This window comes from Stenotrophomonas sp. 2YAF22, assembly GCF_052114665.1.
Classification (GTDB): Bacteria; Pseudomonadota; Gammaproteobacteria; order Xanthomonadales; family Xanthomonadaceae; genus Stenotrophomonas; species Stenotrophomonas indicatrix.
Window position 1 is genome coordinate 1 of record NZ_JBFRFE010000240.1, and the last position, 5,735, is coordinate 5,735.

General features: G+C 68.2%; 7 protein-coding genes. 1 reads left to right on the forward strand and 6 read right to left on the reverse strand.

Translation table 11 applies throughout. From position 1 onward, the window contains the following. The coding region (gene glnE, locus AB4Y84_RS11135; RefSeq protein ID WP_442250134.1) for a bifunctional [glutamate--ammonia ligase]-adenylyl-L-tyrosine phosphorylase/[glutamate--ammonia-ligase] adenylyltransferase at positions 1–1,802 on the forward strand (1,802 nt) is incomplete at its 5' end. Between the two features lie 482 nt (positions 1,803–2,284). Here the strand turns inward: glnE and AB4Y84_RS11140 are convergent. The 6 genes from AB4Y84_RS11140 to AB4Y84_RS11165 all read right to left on the reverse strand — a co-directional run. Next, on the reverse strand, positions 2,285–2,845 hold the full coding sequence (locus AB4Y84_RS11140; RefSeq protein ID WP_025878224.1) for a queuosine precursor transporter: 561 nt from the start codon (positions 2,843–2,845) through the stop codon (positions 2,285–2,287). A 74-nt stretch (positions 2,846–2,919) separates the two neighbouring features. Then, a complete protein-coding gene (locus tag AB4Y84_RS11145) occupies positions 2,920–3,435 on the reverse strand; it encodes a hypothetical protein (protein ID WP_025878222.1) in 516 nt (171 codons plus the stop codon). 32 nt (positions 3,436–3,467) lie between these two features. Beyond that, a complete protein-coding gene (locus AB4Y84_RS11150) occupies positions 3,468–3,959 on the reverse strand; it encodes a hypothetical protein (RefSeq protein ID WP_312110527.1) in 492 nt (163 codons plus the stop codon). A gap of 18 nt (positions 3,960–3,977) precedes the next feature. Continuing rightward, complete coding sequence (locus AB4Y84_RS11155; RefSeq protein WP_263934915.1) at positions 3,978–4,826, reverse strand: DUF2145 domain-containing protein; 849 nt, start codon at positions 4,824–4,826, stop codon at positions 3,978–3,980. Between the two features lie 57 nt (positions 4,827–4,883). Continuing rightward, a complete protein-coding gene (locus AB4Y84_RS11160) occupies positions 4,884–5,102 on the reverse strand; it encodes a hypothetical protein (protein ID WP_100460003.1) in 219 nt (72 codons plus the stop codon). 150 nt (positions 5,103–5,252) lie between these two features. Beyond that, a partial coding sequence (locus tag AB4Y84_RS11165; protein WP_442250135.1) for an ELM1/GtrOC1 family putative glycosyltransferase occupies positions 5,253–5,735 on the reverse strand: 483 nt, incomplete at its 5' end.

Genomic DNA, 5,735 nt, shown 5'->3' on the forward strand with positions numbered 1-5,735 from the left:
TTCGCGGTGGCCGCGAGCCGGTGCTGCGTGAGCGGCGATTGCTGGTCGCGCTGGATGCACTGGTCGCTGCCGGGCAGATCGCCCGCGATGATGGCGCCGCACTGCGCGAGGCCTATCTGTTCCTGCGCCGGCTGGAAAACCGCCTGCAGATGCTGCGCGATGCGCAGACCCATGTGCTGCCCAGCGATGCGCTGGATCGCGAGCGGATTGCCGTCGGCCTGGGCTATGCCGATTGGGATGCGCTGCGCGACGCACTGCGTGTGCAGCAGCAGCGTGTCAGTACCGAGTTCGGTGCGCTGCTGGCACCACGCAAGGGCCAGGCAGCGCCGGATGCGCTGGCCAATTACTGGCGCAGCCTGCCCGAAGGCAGCAACGCGCCGCTGCTGGCCGAGGCCGGTTTCCTCGATGCCAATGGCGCCGATCAGTCACTGCGCGATTTCGCCCAGGGCACGGGCGTGAAGTCGCTGTCCGATGCCGCGCGCGCGCGCCTGGACCGCGTACTGCCGGCACTGCTGCACGCCGCCACCCGTTCACCGCAGCCCGATGCCGCACTCAAGCGCGTGCTCGGCCTGCTGCAGGCAGTGCTGCGCCGTACCAGCTACCTGGCGCTGCTGGACGAACAGCCCAGCGCGCTTGCGCGACTGGTCGACGTGCTGGCACGCAGCGCGCTGCTGGCCGAACGCCTGGCCGCGTATCCGCTGCTGCTGGATGAACTGTTGGACGTACGCGTGTCCGGGCCGATGCCCGATGCCGCCGACATGCTGGCCGAATGCCGGCAGGTGCTGCCGGTGGAAGATCCCGAATCACAGCTGCGCTGGCTCAATGAAACACGCCTGGCGCTGAGCTTCCGCATGGCCATGGCCACGCTGGATGGCCGCCAGGGCGCGGTCGACAGCACCCGGCAACTGGCCGAACTGGCGCAGGCGGTAGTCATCACGGTGTTGGCGATGGCCGAGGCCGATATGCACGCCGCGCACGGCGCTATCGCCGGCGGCCGCTTCGCGATCATCGGTTACGGCAGCCTGGGCGGCCTGGAGCTGGGTTTCGGCTCGGATCTGGACCTGGTGTTCCTGCACGATCACCCGCCGGGCGTGGAAGCCAGTGACGGCGCGCGCCCGCTGGAACCAGGCCGCTGGTATGCGCGCCTGGCCCAGAAGGTGATGGCGCTGCTGGCTGCGGTCACCGCCGCCGGCCGCCTGTACGACATCGACGTGCGCCTGCGTCCGGATGGTGGCAAGGGCTCGCTGGTGTCTTCGCTGGCCAGCTACACCGAGTACCAGCGCGATCGCGCATGGACCTGGGAGCACCAGGCGCTGGTGCGCGCACGCGGCGTGGCCGGCGATGCCAGCCTGCTGCAGGATTTCGAACAGGTACGTGCGCAGACCCTGGGCCGCGAACGTGATCGCGCAACGCTGTATGCCGATGTGGTGAAGATGCGCGGGCGCATGCGCACCGAACTGGACCGCAGCGATGCCGCGCGGCTCGACCTGAAGCAGGGTGCAGGCGGCGTGGTCGACCTGGAGTTCCTGCTGCAGACCGGCGTGCTGGCATGCAGTGCGCAAACCCCTGCATTGCTGCAGCCGCGTGCCACGCCTGCATTGATCGACGCGCTGGCGGCGGCGGAGTTCCTGCCCGAAGCCACCGCACAGGCGCTGCATGGCGCGCATGCCACACTGCTGGAGGTCGGGCTGGCCTGCACGCTGGATCGCCGGCCGCGCTTGGCACCGACCACGCCGGCCATCGAAGAGGCGTGTGCGGCGATCCGCGCCGCGTGCATCGCCGCGGAGCTACCGTTCGCCTGACCGCCTGCAATGGCGGTARCAGCTTTGGGTGGGTGCCGATCGTTGGCACCCACCAGATCAATGGTCTGGCGAAGGCTTTTCATTGGTAGGTGCCGACCGTTGGTCGGCACAATCTCTCAGCTGCGATGAACCTTGAAGGAGCGCGCCGACCAACGGTCGGCACCCACCGGGTTCARGGAGTGTGCCAACCAAGGTTGGCAGCTACCGGACCAATGGTCTGGCGATGGCTTTTCATTGGTAGGTGCCGACCGTTGGTCGGCACAATCTCTCAGCTGCGATGAACCCTGAAGGAGCGCGCCGACCAACGGTCGGCACCCACCGGGTTCAAGGAGCGCGCCAACCAAGGTTGGCAGCTACCGGATCAAGGGCCCGGCGATGGCTTTTCATTGGTAGGTGCCGACCGTTGGTCGGCACAATCTCTCAGCTGCGATGAACCCTGAAGRAGCGTGCCGACCAACGGTCGGCACCCACCGGTGAGGCGGTCAGCCCGCTGTACGCAGCGGCGCCATCTTCCACAGCAGCGCGCGGAATGGGGCCAGCAGGCACACGCCGATTGCCAGCTTCACCGCCAGGTCGCCCGCCGCCCAGCTCACCCACGGCAGGGTGGAACCGGCGAAGGCGATCGACCAGAAGATCGTGGTATCCACCGTGGCGCTGCAGGTGGTGGCCACCATCGGTGCGCGCCACCAGCTGCCGCGGCGCAGGCGATCGAATACGGTGATGTCCAGCAACTGGGCCACGATGAAGGCCGAGCACGAGGCGATCGCAATGCGCGGTGTGGCCACCCACACCGACAGCAGCACCGCCACCGCAAACCCGATCCACGCCACGCGGCGGGCCGGGCCCGGGCCGAAGCGGCGGTTGATCAGGTTGCTGACCAGAAAGGCCACCGGGTAGCTGAAAGCACCCCAGGTCAGCCAGTCATTGATCGGGTACTGCACCAGCACGTTGGACAGCAGCACCACCGCGCCCATGGCCAGCACCGCCAGCACCAGGGCGCGGGCGGTCAACGGGGCAAAAACAGGCGCAGGACGCACGGACATGGCGAGCCAGGGGACAAAGGGGATCGCCCATTATCCGCCCGGCCCGCCGCAAAGCCAAAAACGGCCGTTCAGTTTTACAGCTGCTCGCTCAGCGCGTCGCCGGCGGCATAGGCGGTTGGCACATAGGCCAGGGCCTTGCCGTCACTGTTCTTCACTGTCCAGCCGGCACCGGCATCGGTCGGGTCGAAGCGCACCTGCTGGCCGACCACGAAACCGGCCACCGGGTCTTCGCCCTCGATCGCCGGCCACTGCAGGGTGGCGGTCTGGTCGGCCTTGTCCGGCACCTGCAGCTGCACCTGGCGCTCGCCAGCGGCGGTGGTCGCCACCTGCTTCACTTCCATCGGCGGCAGCGGCACTGCCGGAGTGCGCTCGGCCACCCGGCCATTGCGCTCGCTGGCCTTGAACGGCGCCTTGGACAGTGCGGCCAGGCCCATCGAGGTGGCCAGTGGAACCGACACCACGATCAGCGAAGTGACCAGCACGCTGGCCTGGCCGCTGTTGATGTGCGGGGCGGCACCAGCGTGCACGGTCGGCACCGTCAGGGCCGAGAGCAGCAGGGCGGCGGCGGGGGCGCGCAGGGAACGAAGCATGGTGACCTCCTGGTCAGGATGAAGGCAGCGGCTCAGCGCTGCGTATCGAAAATGTCGCGTGGGCCGGTGGCCTCGGGCAGGTACTCCAGCGGCCGGCCTTGGTTGTCGCTCACCTGCCAGCCGTTGCCCGATCCGGTGGGTTGGAAGTTCACGGTCTGGCCTACGTTGAACTGCACGGCCGGGTCACCGGGGCGCTTGGGCCATTGCATGGACGCGGTGTTCTGCGGGTTGCTGGCGTCCTGCAGCAGCACCTCGCGGCGGCCATCAACGGTGGTGGAGATGGCGCTGACCTGCATCTGCGGCAGCTTCACCGCGCCCCGGCCTGCAGGCACGCCGGCATCTTCGGCTTCCTTGGCCGCCGCTGCTTGCGCAGCCGCCACCATCGGCGCGGACATCTCCAGGCTCGGCCCCTCGGGCACGCTGTTCTGGATGATCACGATGCGGCGCTCGGCATGTGCTGGCGCTGCAGACAACAGGCTGCCGCACAGAAGCACGGCCAACGCGGAAAACTGCAGGTTGCGCATCATCTTCTCCTTGCCAGGTCAGGGCGCAGCGGCGGCAGTGTCGGCCGTCGCATGCGCAATGGTCAGTTCCTGCTGCAGCTGGCTGCGCTGGTGCAGGAAGTCGAATACCGATTCCACCGTCACCACCGAGTAATTGCCGGAAATGCGTTCGCTGGCCGGATGGTCGGTGGTGGTGGCGTTGGCCACGAACAAGCGCGCACCCACGCGCTTGCCCAGGCCGATATGCAGCACGCTGGGCTGGTACTTCTGCGCGCGCAGCCATTGCTGTGCCTGTTCGCGCTTGACGATGACCGGGCCACCTTCGGCCTGCGCCATCGCTGCGGCCAGCACTTCCAGGATCCATTGGTTGGAATTCTGGAAGTCGGTGGCGAACGGATAGGCCACCACGTTGTAGTTCGATTCGTGCAGCGCCTTGGGCTGGATCGCCGGCGCAGCCAGCATCCGCTTCAGTGCAGCCTGCAACGCAGGGGGCGGCACGCCGATGCGCAGATCGGTATGGGTGCCGCTTTCACCGACGAAATTGCCCAGGCCCTCGCGGTACAGCTGCGAACTGTCGGTCTTGCAGCGGTTGAGCAGGTGCATCGCGCGCCAGCGGCCGTCGTCCTCGCGCAGCAGGAAGGCCAGGTGGCTGTGGCGCAGGCCGTAGCGGCTCAGGTCCTGGCCGCCACGCGCGGCGATCACCACGTCCACGTCGGGCAGCGCATCCAGGCGCTCAGCCGTGGTCCACGCCACATCGAACATCGCCGCCTGCGCGGCTACGCTGGGGTAGCGCTCGCGGCAGGTGCCGCTGTCGGCCCATGCCGGCGCGGTGGCCAGCAGGCCCATCGACAGCAGCAAGGCACAGCGCAGGCGATGCAGACGTTCCATGTATACCGCTCCAGACGCGGGCAGGCCCGCGCGCCGATCATACCCGCATCGCTGGAATCAGCGCTCCACGCCCTTGCGCCGCAGTTCCTTGTCGCAGGTATCGCTGATTGGCGCGATCGGCAACGGCGGGCGCTCGTTGCGCGGATTGCGCAGCGCCGGCTGCTCGCGGTACGCATCCAGCTGCTGCTGGCAGGCGTGCGACAGCGGGTCCAGTTCGGTAGGGGTGGTGGAGCAGGCGGCCAGCAGGGCCAGCGGAAGCAGAAGCAGGGTACGCATGGGGACGTCCAGTCCGAGGGGGAGGCTGGACTCTAACCGCGCAGCGGGATCGAAATGTTCAAAAAGTGCTGGAGAGGGTCGTACCGGCCGCTGGCCGGCAACCCCATGATCTTCGGCCACGTGCACCTGGTTGCCGGCCAGCGGCCGGCACTACCGTGATGTCAGGCGCGCTTTGACCTCGGCGGCAATCCGCGTGGTTTCGCGCAGCGGTTCGATGCGGTCGTACTGCCAGTCCAGCCAACGCGGCTGCAGGCGCCCGCGTTCGCGCAGCTGCTGCTGGAAGCGCGCCAACCGTCCCTGTGCGGTATCGGCCAGGGCCACCATCACCGGCATGCGGGTGGCGCTGGCCTCGGACAACAGGTTCACCGAATCGGGCGACACCACCACCCGGTTGGCCCAGCCGAGCAGGCCGGCATACGGGTTCACGCCATCGCCGCCATCGCCCCAGATCACATGCGGCAGATCGGCGAACTTCGCGCGCAGGATCTCGGCCAATGCTGGCGGCGTGCGCCGCGACGTCGTCGCCAGCAGGCTGCCGCCCTCGCTGCGGATCTGTTCGGCCAACGCCTGGAACACATGCACCATCGCGGTTTCGTCCCACGGCGCCAGCGGCGTCGGGCCGCCCACCAGCAG